Source organism: Alicyclobacillus sp. ALC3, from assembly GCF_028751195.1.
In the GTDB taxonomy this organism is placed as follows: Bacteria; Bacillota; Bacilli; order Alicyclobacillales; family Alicyclobacillaceae; genus Alicyclobacillus_L.
Genome location: NZ_CP066784.1, coordinates 397,515 through 421,996 on the forward strand (window position 1 = coordinate 397,515; position 24,482 = coordinate 421,996).

24 protein-coding genes and 2 riboswitches are annotated in these 24,482 nt (G+C 54.4%); of the genes, 4 read left to right on the plus strand and 20 right to left on the minus strand.

The genetic code is table 11. From position 1 onward, the window contains the following. Positions 1-7: 7 nt before the first annotated feature. The 15 genes from JC200_RS01855 to JC200_RS01925 form a co-directional block, all read right to left on the minus strand. A complete protein-coding gene (locus tag JC200_RS01855) occupies positions 8-928 on the minus strand; it encodes a heme o synthase (RefSeq protein ID WP_274434483.1) in 921 nt (306 codons plus the stop codon). A 65-nt stretch (positions 929-993) separates the two neighbouring features. After that, positions 994-1,221, minus strand: a complete 228-nt coding sequence (locus JC200_RS01860) for a hypothetical protein (RefSeq protein WP_274434484.1) — start codon at positions 1,219-1,221, stop codon at positions 994-996. Positions 1,222-1,241: 20 nt separating this feature from the next. After that, positions 1,242-1,829: a hypothetical protein gene (locus JC200_RS01865; protein ID WP_274434485.1), complete on the minus strand. Its 588-nt coding sequence runs from the start codon at positions 1,827-1,829 to the stop codon at positions 1,242-1,244. After that, positions 1,826-3,691, minus strand: a complete 1,866-nt coding sequence (locus JC200_RS01870; RefSeq protein ID WP_274436446.1) for a cytochrome c oxidase subunit I — start codon at positions 3,689-3,691, stop codon at positions 1,826-1,828. Before JC200_RS01870 ends, JC200_RS01865 begins: the two co-directional genes overlap by 4 nt. A gap of 26 nt (positions 3,692-3,717) precedes the next feature. Further along, complete coding sequence (locus JC200_RS01875) at positions 3,718-4,524, minus strand: cytochrome c oxidase subunit II (protein WP_274434486.1); 807 nt, start codon at positions 4,522-4,524, stop codon at positions 3,718-3,720. A gap of 27 nt (positions 4,525-4,551) precedes the next feature. After that, the gene (locus JC200_RS01880; protein ID WP_274434487.1) at positions 4,552-5,187 is read right to left on the minus strand and encodes a twin-arginine translocation signal domain-containing protein; all 636 of its coding nucleotides are present in this window, start codon (positions 5,185-5,187) and stop codon (positions 4,552-4,554) included. A 14-nt stretch (positions 5,188-5,201) separates the two neighbouring features. Continuing rightward, positions 5,202-5,762, minus strand: coding sequence for a sulfocyanin-like copper-binding protein (locus tag JC200_RS01885; RefSeq protein ID WP_274434488.1), 561 nt, complete (start codon positions 5,760-5,762; stop codon positions 5,202-5,204). Between the two features lie 132 nt (positions 5,763-5,894). Then, positions 5,895-6,506 carry a hypothetical protein gene (locus tag JC200_RS01890; RefSeq protein ID WP_274434489.1) on the minus strand — a complete coding sequence of 204 codons (612 nt, stop codon included), beginning with the start codon at positions 6,504-6,506 and terminating at the stop codon, positions 5,895-5,897. Positions 6,507-7,022: 516 nt separating this feature from the next. Then, positions 7,023-7,610 carry a hypothetical protein gene (locus JC200_RS01895; RefSeq protein ID WP_274434490.1) on the minus strand — a complete coding sequence of 196 codons (588 nt, stop codon included), beginning with the start codon at positions 7,608-7,610 and terminating at the stop codon, positions 7,023-7,025. A 41-nt stretch (positions 7,611-7,651) separates the two neighbouring features. After that, positions 7,652-8,875 (minus strand): FAD-dependent monooxygenase, encoded by a 1,224-nt coding sequence (locus JC200_RS01900; RefSeq protein WP_274434491.1) that lies wholly within the window; start codon positions 8,873-8,875, stop codon positions 7,652-7,654. Between the two features lie 195 nt (positions 8,876-9,070). After that, positions 9,071-10,489, minus strand: a complete 1,419-nt coding sequence (locus JC200_RS01905) for an APC family permease (RefSeq protein ID WP_274434492.1) — start codon at positions 10,487-10,489, stop codon at positions 9,071-9,073. 396 nt (positions 10,490-10,885) lie between these two features. Beyond that, positions 10,886-11,350, minus strand: coding sequence for a DUF420 domain-containing protein (locus tag JC200_RS01910; protein ID WP_274434493.1), 465 nt, complete (start codon positions 11,348-11,350; stop codon positions 10,886-10,888). Between the two features lie 78 nt (positions 11,351-11,428). Continuing rightward, complete coding sequence (locus tag JC200_RS01915) at positions 11,429-12,577, minus strand: redoxin domain-containing protein (RefSeq protein WP_274434494.1); 1,149 nt, start codon at positions 12,575-12,577, stop codon at positions 11,429-11,431. A gap of 202 nt (positions 12,578-12,779) precedes the next feature. Beyond that, positions 12,780-13,670, minus strand: coding sequence for an SGNH/GDSL hydrolase family protein (locus tag JC200_RS01920; RefSeq protein ID WP_274434495.1), 891 nt, complete (start codon positions 13,668-13,670; stop codon positions 12,780-12,782). A gap of 87 nt (positions 13,671-13,757) precedes the next feature. After that, on the minus strand, positions 13,758-14,228 hold the full coding sequence (locus JC200_RS01925) for a C40 family peptidase (RefSeq protein ID WP_274434496.1): 471 nt from the start codon (positions 14,226-14,228) through the stop codon (positions 13,758-13,760). A gap of 256 nt (positions 14,229-14,484) precedes the next feature. Between JC200_RS01925 and JC200_RS01930 the strand changes: the two genes are divergently transcribed. The 3 genes from JC200_RS01930 to JC200_RS01940 all read left to right on the plus strand — a co-directional run bounded on the left by JC200_RS01930 (position 14,485) and on the right by JC200_RS01940 (position 18,202). Then, a complete protein-coding gene (locus JC200_RS01930) occupies positions 14,485-15,522 on the plus strand; it encodes a hypothetical protein (RefSeq protein WP_274434497.1) in 1,038 nt (345 codons plus the stop codon). Between the two features lie 84 nt (positions 15,523-15,606). Continuing rightward, positions 15,607-17,205, plus strand: a complete 1,599-nt coding sequence (locus JC200_RS01935; RefSeq protein ID WP_274434498.1) for a peptide chain release factor 3 — start codon at positions 15,607-15,609, stop codon at positions 17,203-17,205. 58 nt (positions 17,206-17,263) lie between these two features. Further along, a complete protein-coding gene (locus JC200_RS01940) occupies positions 17,264-18,202 on the plus strand; it encodes an alpha/beta hydrolase (RefSeq protein WP_274434499.1) in 939 nt (312 codons plus the stop codon). An 81-nt stretch (positions 18,203-18,283) separates the two neighbouring features. Here JC200_RS01940 and JC200_RS01945 read toward each other — a convergent pair whose 3' ends face one another. From JC200_RS01945 to JC200_RS01955, 3 genes are all read right to left on the minus strand, one after another. Then, positions 18,284-19,090 (minus strand): C40 family peptidase, encoded by an 807-nt coding sequence (locus JC200_RS01945; protein ID WP_274434500.1) that lies wholly within the window; start codon positions 19,088-19,090, stop codon positions 18,284-18,286. Beyond that, a riboswitch (cyclic di-AMP (ydaO/yuaA leader) is annotated at positions 19,089-19,236 on the minus strand. (Overlaps the previous gene by 2 nt.) Positions 19,237-19,398: 162 nt before the next feature. Further along, positions 19,399-20,217 (minus strand): C40 family peptidase, encoded by an 819-nt coding sequence (locus JC200_RS01950; protein WP_274434501.1) that lies wholly within the window; start codon positions 20,215-20,217, stop codon positions 19,399-19,401. Next, positions 20,217-20,364: riboswitch (cyclic di-AMP (ydaO/yuaA leader) on the minus strand. It overlaps the preceding gene by 1 nt. A gap of 101 nt (positions 20,365-20,465) precedes the next feature. Further along, a complete protein-coding gene (locus JC200_RS01955) occupies positions 20,466-21,188 on the minus strand; it encodes a nuclease-related domain-containing protein (RefSeq protein ID WP_274434502.1) in 723 nt (240 codons plus the stop codon). A gap of 190 nt (positions 21,189-21,378) precedes the next feature. Between JC200_RS01955 and JC200_RS01960 the strand changes: the two genes are divergently transcribed. Continuing rightward, positions 21,379-22,275 carry an NUDIX hydrolase gene (locus tag JC200_RS01960; RefSeq protein WP_274434503.1) on the plus strand — a complete coding sequence of 299 codons (897 nt, stop codon included), beginning with the start codon at positions 21,379-21,381 and terminating at the stop codon, positions 22,273-22,275. A gap of 4 nt (positions 22,276-22,279) precedes the next feature. Here the strand turns inward: JC200_RS01960 and JC200_RS01965 are convergent, their stop codons facing one another. Together JC200_RS01965 and JC200_RS01970 are read right to left on the minus strand one after the other, a co-directional pair. After that, positions 22,280-22,510 carry a hypothetical protein gene (locus JC200_RS01965; RefSeq protein WP_274434504.1) on the minus strand — a complete coding sequence of 77 codons (231 nt, stop codon included), beginning with the start codon at positions 22,508-22,510 and terminating at the stop codon, positions 22,280-22,282. 110 nt (positions 22,511-22,620) lie between these two features. Further along, positions 22,621-24,315 carry a M3 family oligoendopeptidase gene (locus JC200_RS01970; protein ID WP_274434505.1) on the minus strand — a complete coding sequence of 565 codons (1,695 nt, stop codon included), beginning with the start codon at positions 24,313-24,315 and terminating at the stop codon, positions 22,621-22,623. Positions 24,316-24,482: the final 167 nt, after the last annotated feature.

Consider the following 24,482-nt stretch of genomic DNA (forward strand, 5'->3'; position numbering starts at 1 on the left):
CCTCCGCCTAAACCAAGCTCGCCAAGGCAAGGACGAGGAAGAGTACAAACAAATACAAGATTGAGACAAAAAACGAACGTCGGGCAAACGTGAAGGAGTCATGCGGTTCGCGCAGCGTCTCCCACAGGGTATAAAGGAACACCGAGTTGAGCGCTACAGTCACAGGCAGGTAGAACCACGCCAAGGGCGTCAGCCACGGCATGGCCAAGCTCGACACAGTTAATACGACCCCATAAACCAGACTCTGTACCTTAGTCGTCATGGGACCCCTCACGACAGGCATCATCGGAATGTTCGCCCGACGGTACTCCTCGTTCTTATACAAGGCAAGAGACCAAAAATGTGGCGGAGTCCAGAAAAAAATGATTAGGAACAGAAAAATCGCAGGAAGCCCAATATGCCCCGTCACTGCTGCCGCTCCAATGAGTGGCGGAAAAGCCCCAGCACCTCCACCGATCACAATATTCTGCGGTGTGCGCCGTTTCAACCACATCGTGTAAACCACCGCATAATAGAACGCCCCTACGCCTGAAAGTACAGCTGACAGCGGGTTAACCAAAGTCGCAAACAGTACGACAGAAGCAACCATCAACAAAACCGCAAATGCCAAGGCGCGTTCTGGCGAAACGATGCCCGCCGGAATTGGACGGTTCTGCGTCCGCTTCATCAATTGATCGATGTCGCGGTCATACCACATGTTAAAGGCTGCCGAACCACCTGTGGACAACGCAAGCCCGAACAAGGTCAAAATCGTTACGGAAAGGCTAGGCCAACCATGGTCGGCTACAATCATGCCACCAAGACCCGTGTAAAGGAGAAGCAGCATGATGCGCGGTTTGGTTAGATCAAAGTAGGCACGAAGTTCCCTTTGTATGGACAGTTCTCGAGACGGGGCCTCAAGAGCAGCGATGCTGTCCAGCTTTCTCATCATTTCCCCTCCCCTTCACTAAAGAGTCACCCGCCACGCCCCGAAGGGTGTGGCGGGGTCACTCCTCAGCTGTTTATTGAGCTACCCGAATCGGACGGCGTCGATTTGGTATCCACCTTGCTGACGAGCAACCGATCGACCTTCATCGCCCACCGAGTGACCATCCAAATGATAACACCCATGATGATGATTTGAAAAACCCACCAACTGAAGTACCACCACAAAGGCATTCCCTGCGAAGCCGGAATGACCATCGGCAACGTCGGAAAAAAGTGCTCAGGGACATTCACCATTTACGATTCACCCGCCTTCTTTATAGGAAATACATAAACGCGTAAATGACCAGCCACACGGCCACGACGAACCAAGCATAGTAATTGGTCGCCGACAATCCCCATGTGTTGCGTACGTTCAAGCGCTTAACGCGACCATGGGTTGCCATCAAGGCGAGCAGTAATGTAAAGACGTAGAAGTCGACTGTGCCGACGGCAGTCACAAACATCATGCCGTAGTGCGTGAGCGAGCTCTCTGAATGGTCCACGACGTGCCAGCCAATCAGGATAAACGCCGCCAGTGTGAATAGCACTGACCACATGTAAGCCCCTAACACTTTTCCACGCGCCACAGGAACGCTGGTCCGTTTAGCGACTGACGTGAGTATCGCGGAAATGATCAACAGCACCAAGCCGATGGTACCCAAGAGTGGACTGGCGTGCGGGTCTACGTACCCACCGACCATCACGTAGCGCACTTCGACCAAGAGCAAAATCGGCACGGACAGACCCATCAACCACAGGACCAGACCACCCTTGAGCCGCATCTGCTCCTCTGTGTCAAGCTCGCGTTGCATGGGATAGAGGGTCAGTTGGTCTTTGCGTAGTTCTGTCTCTGTCTGGCTCATGACCTCGCCTCCTCACTTGCGAAGACCACTGACTTCGGCGCGTCCGCGCTGTAGTCATAGAAGCCGGCAACCACCGTCGGGATTTCTGGGAAGCTCTCGCCAAGCGCTGGAGACGGTGTCTGCCACTCAAGGCCACGGGAGTTCCACGGATTTTCCTGAGCCTTCTCGCCCTTGACCCAGCAGTAGATGATGTAGGCGATGTTGTAGAGGAAGCCAATGCCAAGCAAGAACGCGAAGATTGACACTTCAAAGTTCTGAGCTTGGAGGTACTGCGGATAGACCGGCACCCAGCGGTTCATGCCGCGCAGACCCAAAATGAAGAACTGGAAGAACGTCGCGTTAAACGCAATGAAAATCCAGTAAGCTCCGAGTTGTCCCCACTTGTCGTTGTAGGTGCGGCCAGAGAACTTTGGCAGGTAGTAATACATTGCGGCAAACGACGAGAACACCATGCCACCGATGATCGTAAAGTGGAAGTGACCGACGACGAAGAAGGTGTTATGCAATTGCATGTTTACCATCGGGTCGGCAACGAACACACCCGTCAAACCACCAATCAAGAAGTTGAACATGCTCATCAAAATCAGCAGGGTCGGTGTGTTCATCTTTATCTTCGCTCGCCAAATGGTGCCAATCGCCACCATGAACGCAAAGCCGGTCGGAATCGAAATCATCTCTGTGAAGAACGAGATTGGCAGAATCGTCTGGTTCTGCTGGGTCGGGAACATGTGGTGAGCCCACACCATACCAGACAAAATCATGACGAAGACGATGCCAATGACGCCCCACTGCCTGGCGAACAGGGTCTTGCGACCAAGTACCGGCAAGAGTTCCATCCATAGGGCCAACGCCGGCAGAACGACAATATACACTTCCGGGTGACCAAACAGCCAGAACTGCTGCAGGTAGGTAAGTGGACTGCCTGTAGCTTGGAAGAACGGCAACGGCACAATCTTGTCGAGCAGACCCATGACGAACGTCATGATAATCTCGGGAATCCAGATGATGTTCAGGAACGATACAGCGAGCATCGCCCAAGCATACATCGGCAAACGATTCCAAGTCAATCCTGGTGCCCGACGATAAATGATCGTCGCGACGAGGTTGACCGCAACGATGAACGACGACATCAACAAGATGAAGACACCGAGGTAGTAGAAGATAATCCCGTTGCCATCACTTGAAGTGAGTGGCTCGTAACCACGCCAGCCACTCGTCCACGTGCCAAGCAAAGGACTTAACGCGACAGTCATAATGCCAAACGGCACGAACCACACGCTCATCCCCGAAATTCGGGAGAACGCGCTGTTGTTGGAACCCACCATCATCGGAATCAGGTAGTTGCCAAGACCGCCGACCATGAACACCGTGGCCACCGAGAACATCATAATCGTTCCATGTACGCCGACGGTCGTCAGGTAGTCTTTGCTGTAGGTGAACAGCCACATGTGGTCTTCCATCAACTGGAGACGCATCAACATCGCCGCAATACCAGCGATGAGGAATCCGCCGAGTGAGGAGACCATGTACTGCAAACCGATAACTTTGTGATCGGTGCTGTACTCAAAGTACCGGCGCCATCCGACGGTTTCCTTCCAACGTAACGGATAGCCAAAGGCAGGCTTGACGACTGCCTCCCATGTACCAATACCAAAGGTCCAAGCGACAGCCGCAGCTGCCCATGCAAACGTCATGGCGACGGGACCAAAGAATTGGTGGCGTGCGTACGGGTGAATATACCCGACCAGCATGTCGACGAACAAGAACGCCACGAGCGCCCAGACCAAACCGCGCATGACTGGCGGCCAACGTCTGTACACGCCGGATGAGGCTATTCCTGTTTCCGTGCTCAGCTGAGGCATGCTCAACTCACTTACCCCCCATCAGCCTATTGAAGTTTCTTCTGCTGCGCAATCCAAGTCTGGAAATTCGACGCCGAGACGACCTTCATGTTCGATTCCATGTACGGATGTCCCGGGCCGCAGTCTTCTGCACACTGGACACGGTACATCGCATTTGTCGCGGTGGACGCAATTTTCGTCGGCAGGATGTACTCGTACCGGGTTTCGCCAGGAATGGCATCGGTTTTGAATCCGAATGCCGGAATCCAGAACGAGTGAATCACGTCAACCTGTGAGTCGTATGGATGGTTCCAGTCGTAGGAGCGAATCACGAACTTGACCGGACGGTCCACTGGAAGTACCAGCACGTCATTACCGGTCTTGGCACTCACCGCTTGAGTGATTCCGTACTGCGGATAAGAGAACCTCCACTCCCACTGCCGGCCTGTCACATCGACAATCAGTTCGTTCGAACTCTTCTTGTTGTAGGCAGCAGCCTGGTTGAAGTAGGTCTGCATCGCCGAAGCCGTCGGGTGAACGAACAGGAACAGGTTGATGACGAGCGAGAGCGTCACCCAGATGCCGATAAACGTCTTGTTTGTACGGTACTGGTGAGGAGATGCATTTTCGTTGCCCTTCCGCTTGAACTGGAAGATGCCGAAGAACAACATCAGAACGACGAACATAAAGATCGGCACAACGGTGTAAAGAACGAACGCGGCAGCGTTCTGGCCGTCGACCGCTTGAACTGCCCCTGTGGTGTAGTAGAAGTGGTTACCTACGAAATAGGCAGCCCATTCACCTAGAGCACTCAAAATCACCCAGATAATCCCGAACTTGAGATAGTCTTTCAACCTGACACCCCCCTTTCACTAGTGAAATTAGGCCTCGATAATATCGATGGTCCCGCGCATGCCCTCTTCGTAGTGAATGAAGCCTTGTACGAAGCAACCGTAGTACCAACGCCCCGGTTTGTTCGGCACCCGGAACTGATACTCGATCCAACCGTGCGGTAGCAGCGTCGGGCTGAAGTTGCCATCCGCAGGATTCGTATCCAGCCAAGGGCTGGTCGGAATATCAGCCTTGACGATGGCGCGGTTTGTGGTCATGTTGTCGACACCATCCGCATTGAGAATGGTGACGTGCACGCCATTCCAGAAGTCCGTGTGAAACTGTTGAATTTGTGTACCGAGCAAAGTCGGCGCGGTGTCAAAGCCGCGACCTATCATCATTTCATGATAGCGGTAGTCACTTTGGTTTTCTTGCTTGATGGTGATGAGGTCTCCGACTCTCCAGGTCATGTGGTTTGGAGCGAAGTAGTAGTCGCCCTCATAGACATGAACCAACCCAGTATTCACAGCCGGCTGACCGATGCGCTCCACCGCTTTGGCAATGCTGGAGTTTCCAATCAGCGCTGCCGCACCGGCTGCTAGAGCGACTCCAGAACCAACCAGGAACTTGCGGCGGCTCCAATCTGGAATTTCTTCTAACGTGTTCCGTTCTTGTTCACCGTTCACTGCAAGCCCCCCCTTTACTGAGCGGTGATGCTCGGCGATCCGCCTTGTACCACGTTAAAGCGGTCCCACATGTCTACAGGTTGATAATCATTTGGATTTGTCCCGTACGCCACTTGTGGGAAGCGGTTCAAGTTGTTAGCAAGGATAAACTGTCCTGTTCGCGACGCCGTAAACGTAAACGACTCCGAGTTTCCGGGCAAAAGTCCGCCCCCTGCATTCAGCGCAATTTCCTGAATAGAATCTCCAGCGCCTGGAAATGCCAGCGCTCGCTGCGGATTGTTCGTGTATACGCCGAGGTCAGTCGGTATGCCGGACGCGTTGCTGTATTTCAGCGTCACCTTATACCCAACCGGCACAGAGACGGTCATCTGTCCGTTCGAATAACCATCAAAGTTCCGCCAGTTGTCCGTGGCGTTATACCCCGCAACGAGATTGATGGTCACGGACTGATTCTGCGGGTCCACCGTCATGAACTTCGACGTCAGCGTCGAAGTTGACTGCGTACCGCAACCGAACAGCATTCCGGTCATGGCGAGCACACCAACGCCCAGTACCGCTCGTTTCTTCCACAACACGCCTGGTCACCTCACTTTCAAAATTGTCCTGCTCAGTGCGACTCCGTCCGTACCCATCCCCCCACAAATGTGTTCTGCCACTCTCGTCTTGCACAGGGCCGACAACAGCGCAAGCCAGCCTTCTATGTCCAATCATCCCAACACAAGCGGCCTCTGTCCCGGCTGACACTGAGCGAGCGTGTTACCATCCGACTTCGTGTCGATCTGCAACATGCCGCCTTTGAGCTGGGACTTTGAGACACTGCCTGGTGGAATGTTAGGACCACCTACTGTGGACGGGTTAAACCCATCCTTTGCCATCACCTGGAGCAGTTGCGTTGTGTAGGCAACCGGCTCTTCATTAAACGGGTGCAGCCTGTCTGGAACATTATGGTATGTGCCAAGGGTTTGTTCGACACCTTTGGCATTGTGCGCGTAAGCGGATTCAATCACACCGATCAGGTTAGACTTGCTGATCAAACTGCCGTCTACGGTGTGTTTCGTGAAGAGCGAACGAGGAAGCCCGCTAATCGGATACTGCAAGTACGACAAGTCATTAAACGTCATGCGGTAGTACTCCTGACCAGTAGCTGGCATGTACACTGCCTGCCAACCGGTTGCCACACGTTCGTTGATGCCCTGCCCGAGCGACGTCGGCATCGGAAACAGGTATACGCCGACAACTAATACGACAGAAACCACCACGGCAATGGCGGTCGACTCGCTCCACTTTTTCCGTTTGCGCCGCGCCAACTTGAATTGCATGGCAGTCGCCTCTCCTTGCAAAGAATAAAGTCCAAACCGCTCAGTACAGATGAACCCCTCGCTCCAGTACGTCCTACATCCGTAGTACAGTATACATCTACTAAAAAAAATTTAGCAATAGTTCATAGCGACTATGACAAAAATCCTATATATAATGATGTGGCCCAGGCTCGTCCTAATTTGTCGCTGCAGGTCGCAGAACGTTTTGTGGACGGCCTCCGATACCCGGTCAAGGCAACCACAGACCTTCTTTCACAGGTACAAATAGGTACGGGTAGAGAGTTGTTTTGTGCGGACAAAATCGTCCTCATTACGCATGTGCACAGGCGCCAGGCAAAGTATTATGAAGTTGCAGCGGGGGACTCAACACTTGTGGTGAGGGGAGCACCGGCGAACACCGCGAGAGTCAACTGTCAGTCCACTCCCGAGCTCCCCGAACCACCCCTGTTATGAGAATGCGGCCAGTGACGTTCGTCAAACGTCACTGGCCGCATTCTCATAAGTTGAAACACGACGTCACGCCAGATAAAATACACCGTCAAACTGTCCGAGCGGCAACACGCCGTACTCACAGAGCTCCAGGAGGCGAAGAGCCAATTCGGAACTGCCTGGCGCAGTGGTGTCAGCCGTAAGGGCAACACCCATGACAGCGCCCGAGATCCACATCGCTGTACTCACTGCGAACAGAATGACCTCTTGCCCCAATGCGCCATATCGTGCGAACGCACCGTCAAACGCGCTGTGAAACACTGACGTTGGCACCGTGTCAGCGGCGTACACGAGCCAGTCCAAGCGATTCGACTGTTCCAGCCCTGCCCGCACCTCGTCTGGCAGTCCGCGAAGAAATTGCCACAGCGGACTCCGGTCAATGTCGTACTGTCGTACGAACTCCTCCAGAGACTCGATGGAAAGATACTTGACCTCGACCTCCGGGCTAAGTCCGACCGTTTGACAAATGCGTTGGACCAAACTCGTTAGCTTCCCTACTTCCTCAAACTCATTCTCCCTGCGAAACCACTGCACTTGACCGATCCGTTTTGTCAGTTCCACCACACGCTCGGCAGATTGTCCGAGTTCAGCCCACGCATCTGCTGAAATTGCCATCCTTCGACCTCCTCTTCATGGGCGTTGTCACCATGGCTGCTTCAGTACTTTGTACTCATCCGCGCGTGGTTCACCTTCGGACCGTACGGCCCCTCGTCCAACCAGCGGCCAAGGCTTGGGACGACACTGGCCAGCGATGCTGCAACCTCTCGCTTAGTCTTCATCGCCGGGGAACTTCCCTGCAAGTGCTCGAGCGCAATGCCTGCACAGTCACGATTGTAACTTGCCGCCAACTGACGTTCATCGGCCGCCGCAAGTACGGCGGCGTTGGCGACAGCGTCATCATCCGCTTGAAGCGCGGTCGCTATGGCTCGCGCAGCCAACACAACATCCGGAACACCAGAGTTGAAACCGCGAGCCCCGAACGGGGCAAACAGGTGCGCCGCCTCGCCGGCTAATAGAACGCGGCGATTCGGATCGGTAAACGACTTTGCCACCGCCTGATAGAAGCGGTATGCGGAGACCCAAGTAACTCGGTCAGCGTATTTAGCGTCCAACACCTTCGGCAGCCACTTTTTCACTCCTTCCAGTGACGCGTAGGTCTCCTCGTCGTCACTGTTGAGTAGCTGCAGGTCGACACGCCAACCACCCTGGAACGGAACGTACAGTACGTTGCGCCCCGCCATAGCGGGGTTCTGGTAGTGAAAAATACGTTCGATTGGAAGCGGATTCGCCATGTCTTCCTGGACGTCGACGACAACAAATGTGTCGTGCGACCGGGGCCCCTCGAGTTCGAGACCTAACGACTGTCGCACGGCTGACCGCGCCCCATCCGCACCGATTACGTACTTGGCAGCCCATACTCCTGACTCCGCTTCGACGAGTACGCCTCGCTCCGAAGTTTCGACGGAGGCGACTGGTGAGTTCCATACAAACTCAACTCCCGCATCCACGCACGCTTCATACAGTATCCCTTCGATGACCGACTGGTGCAGGCTCGTAAAGTGGGGCAGTTCGCCAGGCGTAGGTGCTGGATAGTGTCTGACGTATACTTCCTTGCCCTTGTACAGAGTGCGTTTGGTGCCCCAGATGATTCCTTGTGCAGCAAACGCGTGGCCAAGCCCTGGCCGCAAGCCCTCAAGTAGATTGAGTGTTGCATTGTGAAAAAAGATCGCGCGGCTCCCTGGCCGCACTCGGCCTTGTGGTTCGGCTTCGATGACAGTGACCGGGATGTTGTGGCTGCGAATTGCCAGCGCTGCCGTAAGCCCGACTGGGCCCGCACCGACCACAATCACCTCTCGCTGTTGGTTCCCTACTTCCGTCACCACCGCTCCCCCTTTGTCGTCCCCATAGTGCAATCAAACCTTATCGTATATGCATTCTGAACTATCGGCAACTAATATTGGCAGGTTAAAATGTACCATTCCAAATAGTCTAAATAGACCTGTCCCGGTCGGAACCGAAGTTCCAATCCGGGACAGGCTACATTTTTAACTATTGGCTGGGGTTGCGCAGCAAGGTTAATCCTCTGCCAGAATGCTGCCGACCCGCTCCTTCAAGCTCGGGTCACGTTTATTTACAATTACCGCGTAAATGGCCGCAAAGACCAGCCACACCAACACAATATACGGGAACCAATTGAACGGTGATGGCTGACCAGGCTGAATCAGCCCCCAAAACGGCATAATCATGGCAGCCGTTCCGAGGATCGGAAACACAAAGTGTCTCCACACCCTGATTTTGTCACGGTGGTGACGAACGTAATACACAGGCAACGCGATGTTCAACACGAGATACACAAGCGCCACAGGGATTGTTCCGAGTGTAGCCACCAGCCCTGCGACATCAAGTGGTGAAGCAAACGCGCCCCAAATCAAAATGATTACCATGGCAGCTGACATGTAAAACACAATAGCAGCCCATGGCGTCTGACGCCGCCCCGTCTTGGCTAACGCTTTGGGCAACATGCCTTCGCGCGCTGCGCTGAAGATCATGCGCGTCTGGCCGTTCGTAGCTCCAATCAGCGAAGCAAATGTGCTGGTGAAACCCGCCAAGTAGACGAGAATTAACGCACCACCCATGACTTTTTGCCCAGCATCCACGTAGGGCACTGAACTGTTGTCGAGAGCGTGCATGTTGCCGCCAAATGCCGTGATCGTGACGAGTCCCATAAACAGGTACAGCACTGTGACGAAGACCGTGCTTGTCAGCATGGCGAGTGGCACCGACCGCCGAGGATTGCGCGTCTCCTCCACCATCGGAGCTGGGTTGCCGACACCGATGAACATGAATACCGCTAGTGGGAAAGCCAGACCGAGTCCTTTGACCCCTCCTGTCACGTGCGCCGGGCTAAACGACTGCCACTCGATTTGACCGTGCTTGGCAACAAGCATAAACACGCCGCTAATCACGATCAGCGCTAATTCAAACAGGAATGTCGCCACAGCCCACTTCGTTGAGATTTTCACACCGCGAATGACTAAGTATCCGACAAACGCGGTCAAGATGATTGCAAGAACCTGCCAAGGGATGTTGATGCCCACAAACTTGCTCAACGTCATACTTGTCCACTCGCCAAGGATGGCCATCACATAACCGACTGCAAGGATGTAACCAAACGTGAGTGCAACCGCCGTCATCGTTCCAACAACGCCACCGAATGTTCGACCAATATACGAAATATAAGATCCGGTACTTGGCATTACCTTCGTAAACTCCATGAGACTGTTAATTTTCAGCAGAACGACGAGAGCCGCAACAGCGATGGCCAACGGACTGCCAAGTCCAGCAGCGACTGCAATGGCGCCAAAGGAAAAAAAGAAGCTCATTGCAGGCGCAGTGTTTGCCAGAGCTGCAGAAAAAATGTCTGCCGTACCGAGTTCGCCTTTTTTCAGGCGCGGGACGTCGTGGTCTGGCGTACGAGAAGTTTGCGCACTCATGATGTTCCTCCCCACGTTACGAATTGGAGTCTCAACAACGGAATCCCTACTGTCGCCTCCATCCCCCCATCCGCTTCCTAAGCAGGTAATCAGTTGGTGCTCTGTAGGGTCTATGCGCTAACCCCTTAACAAATTAATAATTGCAAATTCTGTGCCACTTACGCATTTAGACAAAACACCACTCAAATGCCGCTTTTCTTGTTCAGAAGAGGGAGACAGCGCAGCCCCACGATTCAAAACTGGCTCAATTACCAAATCTCTGAATCGTTAAGTCACATTGTTTCCACTCGCTCAATCAAAAAAAGCACCGTGCCGATGACCGAGAACGGCCTCGTACACGGTGCGAACACAACTGCACCCATTTAACACTGATGACACGAACCACACACTTACCTGTCAGCCGAGCCAGGCGTTGAGCAGTCCCGCTGTCTGCCCCGGAGTGTAAAAGACGTACAGTAGCAAAAAGACTGTGAGACCTGTTGCGGCAGTGATGAACCAGATGACCACTGTCCAAGGTGCGATTTTCCGATGGCGCCGGAACCTCGCCTTGAAAGCGTAGACAAGTGTGATCACACCGAGGATCGCTGCGATTGTTGCCAAAATCGAGTGCGATTGGAGAAACGTGTAATAAAACCCTTTGAGGCTTTTCGGTCCACCAAACAACGTGTCGCCAATAAATATAGTCTTGGCGACATAGGTGATAAAAAACAAGGCCGCCAGAACAGACCCCGTCAACATCAGTCGGCGGTGAGTTCGCACGCGGTGTTTGCGTATGTAGTGCCATCCGAACGCAAAGCAGATGGCGCTTGAGATGATACAGGCCTCATTAAAATACGACAAAAACAGATTGGCAAACGTCACAAGTCATCCACCCTTATTGGTAATTCGTACTCATCCTCGACAGCACAGTGAACCACGCCCTGTCCGCGGACCTCACATTTACGGCTGCAGGTGATGAGCCTTCAGTGCTTTGGCCACATCGTTCTTCAGCGACTGTACGGGAATCCAGCCATCATGTTGCCAAATGATATGACCCTTTCCGTCAGTAAGGGTCAACCACATCAAATCCGTCACGTTGTAGCCGTCAGCCACTTCTCCTGTCTTATCAATGCCAACCGGGAAGGACAGTGGCTGCATCGTTTGCAACATGTGTTGCGCTGCGCTGTTCGACGGTTCGGTCGTCGCCACATCGACACCCACTACAGACGGACTGCCTGGTGCACTGGCGTAGGCGCTGAGGGCAGTCAAATCCTGCTTGGCGTTTGACACCCAGCTCGCAAAAAACACGCTGAGCTGAGGTTTGCCGGGGCCCATCGTGACTGTCCCTTGTTCACCGGTCGGCGTCACCTTAGGCACCTGCACCGGACTGCCTGGTCCGATGGTTGACGGCTTGTAAGTTGCGGATTTCAGCGGGTTGACCTTCACGCCTTTCGGTAAGAACCGCGCGATTTGCTGGGCTAACACACTGGATTCAGGACTTACCGCCGCGTACTGGCTGGCCGTCAAGAACAGTTCTTGTTCCTTGCCCTGTGCATCGATGATGTAAAGCGCTGGCGTATGGTCAATCGCCCCTTGCACAATCTGACTCGAAACGTGGTACTTCGACCAAACTGCCTTGAGCTGTGGCAGCGATGCCGTCCCAAAGTCCCACGAGTTCATCATGCCGTGCGCAATCGAGTATTGCTTGACGTATGTGGGGGCGATGGCCACCGGGTTCGCGTTGATGCCGACAAGTTTTACGTGTGCCGCCGCCTCGGGTCCAAGCATTTGCAAGGCGTGCATCATACTCTCCGTAGTCAGCGGGCAAATGGTCGTACACTGACTGTCCACAAACGCAAGCACGACCACCTTGCCGCGAAACTGTGACAAGGAAAACTTCTTTCCGTACTGGTCCGTCAGCGTGAAATTCGGGGCGGGTGTACCGCCAAGGCTGGTCCCCGGGTCGACCGGGTCATTGACCGTTGTGGTGACTGGCTTATGGTAAACGGGCGCCTCTGCCTTCTGCTTCACGGATAAGCTAACCCAAGCGACGACGAGTGCCGCTAGGACGACAGCGCCACCACCGGCCCACCAAAAAGGTCTTTTCACAGATGCACCCCCCACTACTTTTCTGCCCTGTGTACAAGATACCATTTCAGCCAAGAACTCTGTCTAGTCCTCTAAGCTGCAGTACCGCACCACAGATGTGACAAACATATGGCAAGCAAGCAGCGAGGGTCGCATTCTGCGAAACCTCGCTGTGTTTTCAACGTGATCACGGCTGTTCACCATAGACAACGGCTCGCCGCCACTACATCGGACGGCGCCCAAAGCGATGCGTCAAGTCCTGTGCCAAGATGCGGCCCGCTAAGATGTGGCCTGCTCGGTTCGGGTGCCACGCGTTGCCTTCATACAACTTGTACGACTGGTGATGTGCGATGAGAAACTGGTTCATCTGTTTATACACGTTAACCCAGACGACATTCGGGCTGTGGAATGTATTGACGACTTGGTGTTCCGCTGCGATGTATTGGTACACTCGCGAGTGATCGACCGTCACCAACTGTTTTGTCACAGGCGGAGTCACGACGAGCGCGACGGCGTGAATGGCCAGCGTCTGCACGATTTCGCGGTGCAAGGCAGCAGCAAATGCCTGTGGAGTGTCCAACGTACGACGGCTATTCATGTCATTTTCAAGACCCCAGGCAAGAACGACGACCCGCGCATGGTCGCTCTTGATCAGTTGACCGAACCGTCCGGGAAACCTTTGTTCGTAATACTTAGCAGTAAAGCCAGGGATCGCTTCATTGTGATAACGGTATTGAACGCCTGTAGAGGCTGCCACCGTCGCCACGGCCCGTTGCACGAACGAGTCGTGCGTCGGATCCACCCAACCGTAAGTGATGGACCCGCCAAATACGTCAACTGCTGCTAGCTTCTTCTCGGAGACGGTTCCAGCACGCAGCGACGCAGCTGGCTGTGAGCACATGTGTCCTCTTGCACACCCGGACTGACGAGTCTGCAGAGACGACACTCGAGTGACCGACTTCGGTTGGCTAGCGTGGTGAACCACTGGCAGGGGATGCGCTGGCGCCCCTTGTACTGATGGGCCGTTTGCGGTCCATTGAGAGAGTGTGGCCCACCCGCCAGCGCAGATCAATGCAAACGCCCCAATACCAGATATCCACCTTAATCTCTTCATTCTCCATGCTCCTTGGCCAATTGGTCTGCTACATCTGTATAGACGACGCCAAGGTAGAAGTTGTTCGTTTTTGTGGGTTCGATTTTCCTAGTACGATCCGACGAGTTCGAGTAAAGGCGATGACGCCAACTCTCCCGGGGTCGGATAGTCAATGCCCGGGCACAAATCAATGCCCACCGACCGATAAGCGTCCACCCAGAGGGTGGTGCAAATGTGCCGCCTGCGGCTGGCATATACGGGTACGGTCCGACCGAAAATGTGGCGCACCGCTAGCGAGCCAAAAAGTAGATAGTCGTATCGGACGCCTAACCACTCCTGTGCGGCATCGACTATATTCCGACGTTGATCATCCGTGAGTTGGGTACAAGAATACACATCTGCTACCCCGCGGTAGGTGTCAATGGGTTCGTACCCAATTTTGCGCATGGCCTGTGATTCTAATAAGTGGTCGTCAACAGCCAGACCCGCAATGTGTGTGTACGGACTTCGAGTGATTTTCTTGATCGGGCCAGCGACCCCTTCTGTCCCCCGAATAAATACCAAGTCCCCGGGTTTCATCAAGATTCCTCCCGACTTCGCCGTGCCTCCGTGCAGGCTTGTTTGAGTGACTTCTATGCGTTATATATTATGGCCAAAGATTGGTGAAAAGCCACCCTGTACGTTTTGGGATTGCACAATTGAAGGTGAAATAGGCGCTGCCAGATGCTCATCCAGTTTCCCCACCCTCTGTGAAACCGGCGCTCCTGCCTAGACGCGAAGTGGTAAACTGAACACGTACAGGTTCACAACGAACAAGCGAGCGGAGGGAATCCCTGTGAGCATTCCATTTCGGATGGAAGTCGAGGACATGCAGTTTTATGATCCGACGCACGATTGGGCGCCGTTTTCACGCAAGGCCGAAGTTCGCTACGACCCGCTCACGGGCCAATCCGCTCGGATCCTCTACTATCCGATCGATGACCTCCCGCGTGCGAACCACGCGCAAATGGCCGCCCAAACCGCCGAGTTCTGCCCGTTTTGTCCGGACAAGGTTGAACGAGTGACACCACGTTTTCCGGAAGCGATCACTCCAGAGGGGCGCTTTCACCGGGGTGCGTCGATCATCTTCCCAAACATGTTCCCGTATGATCGGCATTCCGCCGTCGGCATCTTTTCAGGACAACACTATGTGCAACTGGAAGAGTTTACTGCTCCCATGCTAACGGACGGCTTTCTCAACGCACAGGCCTACCTCAGGGCTGTACTGGCGCATGACCCTGAAAGCGTCTGGCAGTCAATTAACTGGAACTATATGCCGGTTGCGGGTGGGAGCATCATTCACCCTCATCTCCAGATTGTCGCTTCCCCCGAGGCAACCAACTACCAGCGCACCTCGTACTCGGCAGCCCAGTTGTACAGGGAGTCGACCGACGAGAATTTTTACGACGTACTTGTCGCTGAAGAGGAGCGCCGGCAGGAACGCAGTGTCGGCACCACAGGTCACGGCAAGGTACACTGGACAGTTGCGTTTGCCCCTCAAGGACAGATTGACATCATCGGTGTGTTGCCTGGCAAGAGCCGTTTGGTAGACGTTGAAGCCGGTGAATGGGCCGCACTTGCAGACGGTTTGCTCCCGGTCTTCGCGTACTTTGACAGCCAAAACTTTACCGCGTTCAACCTTGCGGCGTTTGGCGCCCCTGACGTCTCGAACGCCTACTCTGTACACGTTCGCGTTGTACCTCGGACCACGCTTGGCCTGCTTGGCACGAGTGACAACAACTACTTCAAAGTGTTGCATAACGAGGCGTTGTCGCTGAAGAACCCGGAGGAAGCGGCAAGCGAACTACGCGCGGTGTTTCAAACGAAAGCATAGAATAATCCGACCGAACTACCGGACCCTGCATGGCATGGGGCCCATCATCAACTCAACCACATTGGATGAGAAAGGACATTACAGATGCCTGTTACGGAGGCCACAATTCAGCAAGAGACCACCCGGCGACGAACATTTGCAATCATCTCGCACCCCGACGCCGGCAAGACAACCCTGACCGAGGCGTTGCTGCTCCTTGGCGGCGCAATTCGCGAAGCTGGAGTCGTAAAGGGAAAAGCAACGCGGCGAGCCGCTCGTTCAGACTGGATGGAGATCGAAAAACAGCGCGGTATTTCCGTGACTTCAACTGTCTTGCAGTTCACATATCACGACTTTCACATGAACATCCTCGATACCCCAGGTCACGAAGACTTCAGCGACGACACATACCGCACATTGACAGCTGCGGACAGCGTCGTGATGTTGATCGACGCGGCGAAAGGCGTCGAGCCGCAGACTATTAAGTTGTTTCAGGTCTGTCGGATGCGGCACATTCCAATTTATACGTTTATCAACAAATTGGACCGAGAAGGGCGCGACCCGCTCGACCTACTGAAAGAACTTGAGGATGTTCTTGGCATTCAGTCCTATCCGGTGACTTGGCCGGTCGGTATGGGCGGCACCTTTCAAGGCGTCTATCACCGCCTGACACATGAATTTGAACAATTCCGGGGTCGTCAGGAGAAACCCGCGAAATTCAGGACAGAAGGGGTTGAGGACGCCACTGTAGCAAAGCTTATTGGCGACGTCGCAGCCGAACAGTTGTCTGAAGAAGTCATGTTACTCGATGTTGCCGGAGACGAGTTTCGCCGCGACCTCGTCGCAAAAGGGGAATTGACACCGGTCTACTTTGGCAGCGCCATTACGCAGTTTGGCGTCGAGACGTTTCTGCGGGACTTTGCGCAGATGGCGCCCGCCCCAACTCCGCGCAAGACAGTCGATGGACGACCTGTCGACACCGACGCGCCATTCGCAGGGTTTATCTTCAAAATCCAGGCCAATATGAATCCGGCTCACCGCGATCGCGTTGCGTTCTTGCGTGTTTGTTCTGGGCATTTTGAACGCGGTATGACGGTCACCCACGTGCGGCTTGACCGCAAAATCAATTTGACGCAGTCGCAAATGTTCTTTGGCCAAGACCGGAACACTGTCGAGGAAGCCTACCCTGGCGACATCATCGGACTGCACGACCCAGGCTTGTTCCAAATCGGCGACACGCTCTGTGAATCTGGACGCTTTTCATTCGAGCCCGTCCCAGCATTCTCACCTGAACACTTCGCCCGCGTCACAAGCGCCGATACGCTAAAACACAAGCAGTTCCAAAAGGGTTTGCAACAGTTAAGTGAAGAAGGCGCCATCCAACTGTTCAGGATGACCAACCGCACTGGCGACCTGATTGTCGGCGTCGTCGGTCGGCTCCAGTTTGAGGTGTTCGAGTATCGACTCAAATCCGAATATGGTGCTGCGCCACAGTTATCGCACTTTCCCTATCAGTACGCCAGATGGTTATCTCCGATCGATCCCAGAGACATTAACTACGACCCAGCCTCGTGTATGGTCGTTGAGGATACAGCTGACCGCCTCGTGATGTTATTTGCGGATGATTTCTCTCTGCGCTGGGTGACGGAGAAAAACCCGGGATTGCGCCTGTACCCGACATCATACGAGTACGACACGCAGTGACACCTTGTTATGCTTTCAAGACCATGACCAGACAGTGGTAAACAGGGGGGACCGCCTGATGTCGCTTGACCCTACCATGCAGATGGTGTTACACCAACTCAACTCACTGCCGCAAGTGCCTACGGAGCGTTTGACGCCGGACACATTCCGGAATCAACCGCACCCTCCTGAACCACCCGTAGACCTTGCCCTGGTGCGTGACCTTGAACTCCCGCTCACCGGACGGACTTTGCGAGCTCGCTTGTACGTCCCGAACGAAGCTGGTGACGCGTGTTTGCCGACGATTGTCTACTACCACGGTGGTGGGTTTGTCTACGGTGACCTCGAATTGTTCAATTGGGTGTGCAGCACCCTGGCCAAGGAAAGCACTTGTGCAGTCATCTCTGTCGAGTACCGACTCGCCCCTGAACACAAGTTTCCAGAACCGGTCGAAGACGCCTACGACGCGCTAGCTTACATTGTTGCGCACGCTGACGAACTTGGCGTGGACACAAAGCGCATTGCGGTCGCTGGTGACAGCGCAGGCGGCAATCTCGCGGCAGTCACTTGCCTCATCGCCAAAGAACGTGGTGGTCCACAGATTGTTTACCAGTTACTGCTTTATCCGGTTACAGGAGTCACAGAAGAAGACCCGTCCGTGATCGAAAATGGCACAGGGTATTTCCTGACTGCCGACCTCATCCGTTGGTTCGGAGAACAGTATCAGCGCTCAGACGAGGACCAACACAACCCTCACTTTGCCCCTCTCGAAAGCCACGACTTAGCCGAGTTACCGCCTGCGTTCGTGGCGACCTCTGGCTACGACCCCCTGCGCGACTGCGGGCTCGCCTACGCGGAAGCCCTGCGCAGTGCTGGGGTTGCGGTGGAATATCACAATTTCGAAGACCTCATCCATGGGTTTGCCAACTTTGGCGCGTGGGTACCACGTGCAAAGGAGGCACTGACTGAATGCGCCCACCGAGTGAGGGACGCACTCGTCAAGCCATCTGGTCTCTAAGGGTTCTTGTATGTGTAATGGGCTGTCCCACTAGGCTTACGAAGCCTAACGGGACAGCCCATTGCAGAACACGCGAGTTCTCTATTCATACATGCGCTTGACAACCGTCAAGTGCTTGTACCAGTACGAGCCCGGCGATACTTTAAGATACCCGACTTTGTGCAGACCGCCGCCTTCCTCAATCATCCGACCGTTGCCGATGTAGATCCCGACGTGTCCACCGTGATCAAACACCAAAAGGTCACCTGGTCGCATGGCGGACTTCGCAACTGGCCAACCGATCTTGTGATACTGCGTCTGCGATGCACCACTCATCTTGTAACCAAGTGCATGGTGATAGACATAGGCCGTGAAGTTCGAACAGTCAAAACTGTCTTGACCACGGTCCTTGCTTGTCCCCCACACATACGGTGTGCCAAGCTGCGCTTTGGCGACCTTCAGAATGGCATCAAACTTCTGTTGGTTCGTATCGTTGCGCGGTGCGAGTGGACGCACGGATGGCTGGTATGTCACACCTGGCGGCAACACTGTATCGACAGTGTTCGCATAGGGAACCTGGATTCCTGAACTGGACAAAGCTGAGCTGCTCGCTGGCGTGTTCGCTGCGAACACTTCTTTCGTATAGTAGGCACCCCGTGACACATAGCCTGTCTGACCATGCGCGTCTGTGACGTGCCAAAAGTACCGGGTGCTGCCGGGATCGAGTTTCAATCTCGCGCCCGCGCCTTCGAGGGAGATTTTCCTTGAATAGAGGTGCGGACCGACGCGCATCCAAACGGCGTGTTTGATTGCCACCGTGTGTTGTGTCGTCGCTGCGAAGGCCGTTGCAAACGGCATAGCGAGCAGCGATGCCCCCACAATGAATGAGCCAATCAGCTTCTTATTCATGTACTCCTCCTTGCGCCTCCGGGGTTAGTTGTCGGGTTCGGGCCGAAGGTTGGCCCTCGCAATCTTTCACCCCAAGGTGCACATGGAATTTGCACCGGTCTTTCATTCCCCCGTACCTAATGAGCAGGATTCGGCGTCACCATTTCAGGCTAACACGGCAGCTAACCTGATTCACTATGAAACGAGTGGAAACGCAGGTAATTGAGAGATTCCGAGTTGATAGCGTCGGTCGCAGCAGCGCAAATGAAACAAGGGCCCGCACTGGACATGCTCCAGTTCGGGCCACGCCATTTGTCCAAAGTGCCGCCTTACTGATACATCTGCTTCACAACAGTGAGGTGATTGTACCAGTACGATCCGGGAGACACTTTCAAATAACCGACTTTGCCGAGCCCGCCGCCTTCCTGAATCATTTCGCCGTTGCCAATGTAGATGCCGACGTGTCCCCCCTGGTCAAAGACCAACAGGTCACCTGGCTGCATAGCGGACTTCGGAACGGGCCAACCTACGGAGTGATACTGAGTCTGCGAAGCACCGCTCATACTATAGCCGAGCGCGTGGTGATACACGTACGCTGTGAAGTTTGAACAGTCGAAGCTGTTCTGACCACGGTCTTTGCTTGTCCCCCAAACATAGGGCGTTCCAAGCTGAGCCTCTGCGACTTGCAGTATGGCATTGAACTTCTGCTGGTTGGTGGAGTTCGGTGGCGCAATTGCGTGCACGGAAGCGTCGTACCGCACCCCTGGCGGCAGCTGTGTCGAGACGGTATTGCCGCTGGAAACTGGAGCGGCAGTGCCCCCGCGTGACGCCTGAGTAGCAGACGCACCCGTCGTCGTCGCAGCTGTAGACACAAGCGCGGTGTAGTATGCGCTGCGGTCCACGTAACCTGTTCGGCCATGTGAATCTGTCACGTGCCAGAATGAGTACGTGCTGCCCGCGTCAAGTTTCAAATTAGTGCCTGTCGTTTCAAGAGCGACCCGCGCTGAGTAGAAGTTCGGGTCGGTACGCAGATAGACCGCGTGGTTCACCGCCACCGTACTCTGCGTCGTCGCCGCAAAGGCCGGAGCGACAGGGATTGCTAACATCGAAACTCCCACAACGAGTGAGCGTATCAACTTCTTATTCATTTTATCCTCCTTACGCCTCCGAGGTTAGTTGTCGGGTTCGGGCCGAAGGATGGCCCTCGTTATCTTTCACCCCAAGGTGCACATGAAATTTGCACCGGTGTTTCGTTCCCCCGTACCTGCTTGTGCAGGATTCGGCGTCCGAGGTCAGGCTAACACGGAGTCTATCATCGGTTCATTGCAAAATTATTGGCAGTTGATCCAGCGAAACTTTAACAACTTTTCCGAGTTAGCTTCCCAAACTACTGTGTCTACACCTCGTGTATCTCACTGTTCTGTGTAATTAATCGCACTACGTTGTCAATCGACCGCTTGTCCAATCGCTGTTTTACCTGGTGTGTTGAAATTGCGCTTGTCAGTTCATTGACGCGCACATACTCAAATGCGCTGTGGTGTCCGTACACTTGCGCATGTCGGTTGGTGAAACAGAGAATGCCTACGATTGGCGGTTTAAGACCGTGATCGTAGAGCAGAGCCCTCAACAGGGCGTGGTGCCGGCGCATCTGTTCGGCGGCGTCGTGATGTCCGCCATCCACGCTGCGGCCCACACCGCCATCGGAGACTTCGATGACCCCCGCCCAATTCTTTGATTCGACGTGGAACACGCCGTTCGGCCCCACGACGATGTGGTCAAACTCTTGGCGCCGACCGCCGTGATACACGTAAATGCGATTGAACACCCGATACTGTGCGCCAAGTCGGGTCAGTACTCGCGCGGTTTCCATCTCACCTCGCAACCCAGCGACTGCCTTCGCCTTGACGACTTTCTGTGCGCGCTGCCTCAGAATCCCGGTGCGAATTACGCCGACGGCGATGAGAATCCACCCGACCAAGCGCACGAACCGCCAGGTGTCTGTCCAGAGGACAGTCGTATGTAACGAAACGAACAAAGGGGCCACATAACTCGACAGCACCAGCGCCAAACCTAGCGCGATGACAACAGACACGGGACCTCTGTTACGGTTGTTTCTCAATCGCCGCCCTCCTCTTGCTACAAGTCCTCAAATGTCAGGTTCGGACCGAACGATACTCTGCCCTCATTATAGATATATAATATTCGTTATGAATATTTTTTAATGAGCAGGTCAAATTGATTGCTCATCTGTGTCCGATTTGCTACATTCAAAGAATGAGAAGTACCGTGAATCGGTGAGGAGGTGCTTCATGGCTGCAAAATCGAACAAGCAAAAGAAAGCGTTTCTGAAGTTGGAAGGGCTGCCTGTCGACATGTGCGTGTTCACCGTAGCAACCGAGCAACGCTCTGCCACCACGACGTCTGTCGATAGACGAAGCCTAAGGTCATACCCAAATCGCTACTTGGCGTTGGTTTTAGTGCAACGCTTGCAGAAACCTGAAAAGGGCAAGTGGTCTCTCCCCGGGGGGTTCACAAAGCTCCGAACCGAGACGTTGGACGAGGCAGCGCGGCGTGAACTCAAAGAGGAGACAAACCTCGATGCCACGACTACGACCGAGTCGGGACCCGAGGGCAGTCTCTCACGTACTATCCACCTCGAGCAGATGAAGACGTACTACACGTTCGAACGCGACGAGCGCGGTCCAACTCCAACGGTGGCCTACGTCGCACTCGTGGAAGAAGCCTTGCTCGCCAACCTGCACGCGGGCGGCGACGCAAGGGACGCGCAGTTGTTCCGCATCAGGAGGACACAAGACGAGGACTTCGTGTGCGAATCACAGGACGGTTCAGTGGCTCTGACGAGAACCGATCTGGCATTCGACCACGGCGAGATTATCTCTGACGCTCTCCGCTTCGTCGAATCAAAGGTGATGACCACAACAGTAGCCAAAACTCTATTGCCCGAGGAATTTACGATCACGCAGTTGCACCAAGTCATCTCTGTGATTGTGCCGTCCTATGCACCCACGACTACGAACTTTGCGCGCGACCTCGTAAAAACGAAATCCCGGGACGGGCTGTTGGAAGAAGTGCTTGACGAAAACGGGACGCCAAAGACTTCCTCCGACTACTCCGCTCGGCCTGCGAAACTTTACCGATTTCAGCCGGAATTCGAACCGAGGTTGTCAATTTACCCACGGTTCTGACTCGCTACTTTTGATCTGCAGCAAGCAACCGTTGGACTGTTCCTGCCAGCACCAGTGCGACGCCGAGTGCCAGCCAATACCACTGCATGTGCACTTCGTAGTACGCGAGCACGGCGCCGCCAAGAAGAAAGAGCCCGATGCGCCACACGCGACGGTACTGAGACTCAGCAAAACAGTAAATCCCGTAACCGACATAAAACGCCCCCGCCACAACCAGCGCGACGATATGAAACACAGACGTCCCCCCCAGTCTCTCTTAGTGGTCGCTCGGCGCTACCATGGCTGAGCATTCACGCGTTGCACCAACAACCAGGCCCGCCGAACTGGCGGGCCGTCCGTATAAGGTTAATGAAATTCACCAATGACCTGCTCCAAAAAAAGGGCTACGCGCCGAATCACAGGTTCCGTGAAGTCGAACTCGACCCCAGTCACCTGATAGACCTCCGCGATGGGTCGCTCGTAGCTTGCCGCCTCACCTTGCTTGTAGAGGTCTATTGCCCGGTTCGGGTCTGTTCGGTAGATCTCGAAAAGCTGCAAGGCACCCAACTCAGACATGGAGTACTCGATATTGTAAAATGGGTACGCCAAGATGTGTGGTTCCGAAAACCAATTCGAGGCAATGCCAGACTCGACGTCCGAAATGTCCACCGAGTTCAGCATAAACCTCTTCATGACCTCAGTGTACTTCCGGTCCCGCTCCTCCACAGTGTGGTTGGGGTGCGTATACAGCCAGTGTTGAAATACGTCGCCAGCGAGAGGGCCCGTCAGCATGGTCATTCCCCGACGCAGCACCTCACGCCGTGCAACACGGAACGACCGCTCCTCTGGATAGAAGCGTTGCAACTTGTCGGACAACAGCAGTTCCATGCTGTGCGAGTACAGTTCCGCAATTTCGGAGCGGAAGTTCTCGTCGCGAAAGCCGTCATTTTCAAGCTGCGCGTAAAAGTTTAACGCGTGTCCCATCTCGTGAAGAAGGGCAATGACTGCGAAGAAGGAGGGGCTGAAGTTGGCGAAGATGAACGCGTCACGAGAGAGCGGGAGGGGCGCGCAGAACCCGCCGGGTCCCTTGCCAGGTCGAACTTCCAAGTCGAGCAGGCCGTTCTCCCGCATGTGCTGGAATCGGTCGGCAAACGCCTGGTCCGTCTGCTGCAGCATCTCGTATACGCCGTCCATTAACTCGCCTGCGGTGGAAAACGGAGCTCCTTGCAACTGCTTCGCGTTGACGTCCCAAGGACGAAAGGTGTCCAGACCGAGTTCGCGTTGGAGGGCTTCATTCAGCCTGTTCAGCGCAGGCACAAGGTACGTCTCCGTTGCCCGATGATACGCGTAGCAGTCTTCGACGGTGTACTCGCGGCTCTTCGCTTCAAACATGTAGTCTCGATAGTTCTCAAACCCAGCGTTTGTCGCCATCTGGTGCCGAAGTGAGACCAACTCGTTGAGGATTTCATCCATTTGGCTTTTCATTCGCTCGCGGGCATCTGCCCCTGCGCGCCATGCTCGTTCCCGAATGCCTCTGTCAGGAGCATCCAAGAGTGGCATCATGAATGGGTAAGGTTGACTTTCACCTTCCCATTCCACCGTCAGCCCACCCATGAGCTCATTGTACTTTGCCACGAGTTCTTGCTCGCGGACCGTCAGCGGGATGTTTTCTGCTCGAAACAACTGGACCTTCGCCAGCCTTTGCCGTCTGATCAGTCCGTACCTGCGCTCATCAAGCTGCTCCATGAACGGAGAGTTACAAAACTTTTTGTCGAGCTCGGCCTCAAATTTCAACATCACCGGTTGTACAACGGTCTGGTCATGCATGTACGTATCGCGCTTCTGTGCATCTGCCGTGTCACAGACAAACTCAATCTGATGTCCAAGCATGGCTTCAAGAATTGCGTTGTGAAGCTCCTGTTCGGATTGAAGCCATGCCTCGAGTGCCTCGACAGACCCAATTTCCCGCTCCAACAGGTCGTGATAATGAGTCTCGAGGACAGGCACCTCTTTTAGGTCAATAAATTCGACATAAAACTTGGTCGGACTTTGTTCGGACACGAGGCCTCACCCCTTTGCGATGAGTCTACCACAGCATGCCACGTGAACTGCGAATTCCGTGAGTTTATTACATTCATCAGAATCAGCGAAAGACTATGCAAAACGTAAACACGCCGTCGGACCAATGCACTATCATCGTCGTAGACGACCTTATCCACCTACTTCGA

What these genes read in the sequence shown, in the direction of transcription:
- JC200_RS01855 (WP_274434483.1), bottom strand. Translation starts at nt 928, where the DNA reads ATGAGAAAGCTGGACAGCATCGCTGCTCTTGAGGCCCCGTCTCGAGAA.
- JC200_RS01860 (WP_274434484.1), bottom strand. Translation starts at nt 1,221, where the DNA reads ATGGTGAATGTCCCTGAGCACTTTTTTCCGACGTTGCCGATGGTCATT.
- JC200_RS01865 (WP_274434485.1), bottom strand. Translation starts at nt 1,829, where the DNA reads ATGAGCCAGACAGAGACAGAACTACGCAAAGACCAACTGACCCTCTAT.
- JC200_RS01870 (WP_274436446.1), bottom strand. Translation starts at nt 3,691, where the DNA reads ATGCCTCAGCTGAGCACGGAAACAGGAATAGCCTCATCCGGCGTGTAC.
- JC200_RS01890 (WP_274434489.1), bottom strand. Translation starts at nt 6,506, where the DNA reads ATGCAATTCAAGTTGGCGCGGCGCAAACGGAAAAAGTGGAGCGAGTCG.
- JC200_RS01895 (WP_274434490.1), bottom strand. Translation starts at nt 7,610, where the DNA reads ATGGCAATTTCAGCAGATGCGTGGGCTGAACTCGGACAATCTGCCGAG.
- JC200_RS01905 (WP_274434492.1), bottom strand. Translation starts at nt 10,489, where the DNA reads ATGAGTGCGCAAACTTCTCGTACGCCAGACCACGACGTCCCGCGCCTG.
- JC200_RS01920 (WP_274434495.1), bottom strand. Translation starts at nt 13,670, where the DNA reads ATGAAGAGATTAAGGTGGATATCTGGTATTGGGGCGTTTGCATTGATC.
- JC200_RS01925 (WP_274434496.1), bottom strand. Translation starts at nt 14,228, where the DNA reads ATGAAACCCGGGGACTTGGTATTTATTCGGGGGACAGAAGGGGTCGCT.
- JC200_RS01935 (WP_274434498.1), top strand. Translation starts at nt 15,607, where the DNA reads ATGCCTGTTACGGAGGCCACAATTCAGCAAGAGACCACCCGGCGACGA.
- JC200_RS01940 (WP_274434499.1), top strand. Translation starts at nt 17,264, where the DNA reads ATGTCGCTTGACCCTACCATGCAGATGGTGTTACACCAACTCAACTCA.
- JC200_RS01945 (WP_274434500.1), bottom strand. Translation starts at nt 19,090, where the DNA reads ATGAATAAGAAGCTGATTGGCTCATTCATTGTGGGGGCATCGCTGCTC.
- JC200_RS01950 (WP_274434501.1), bottom strand. Translation starts at nt 20,217, where the DNA reads ATGAATAAGAAGTTGATACGCTCACTCGTTGTGGGAGTTTCGATGTTA.
- JC200_RS01960 (WP_274434503.1), top strand. Translation starts at nt 21,379, where the DNA reads ATGGCTGCAAAATCGAACAAGCAAAAGAAAGCGTTTCTGAAGTTGGAA.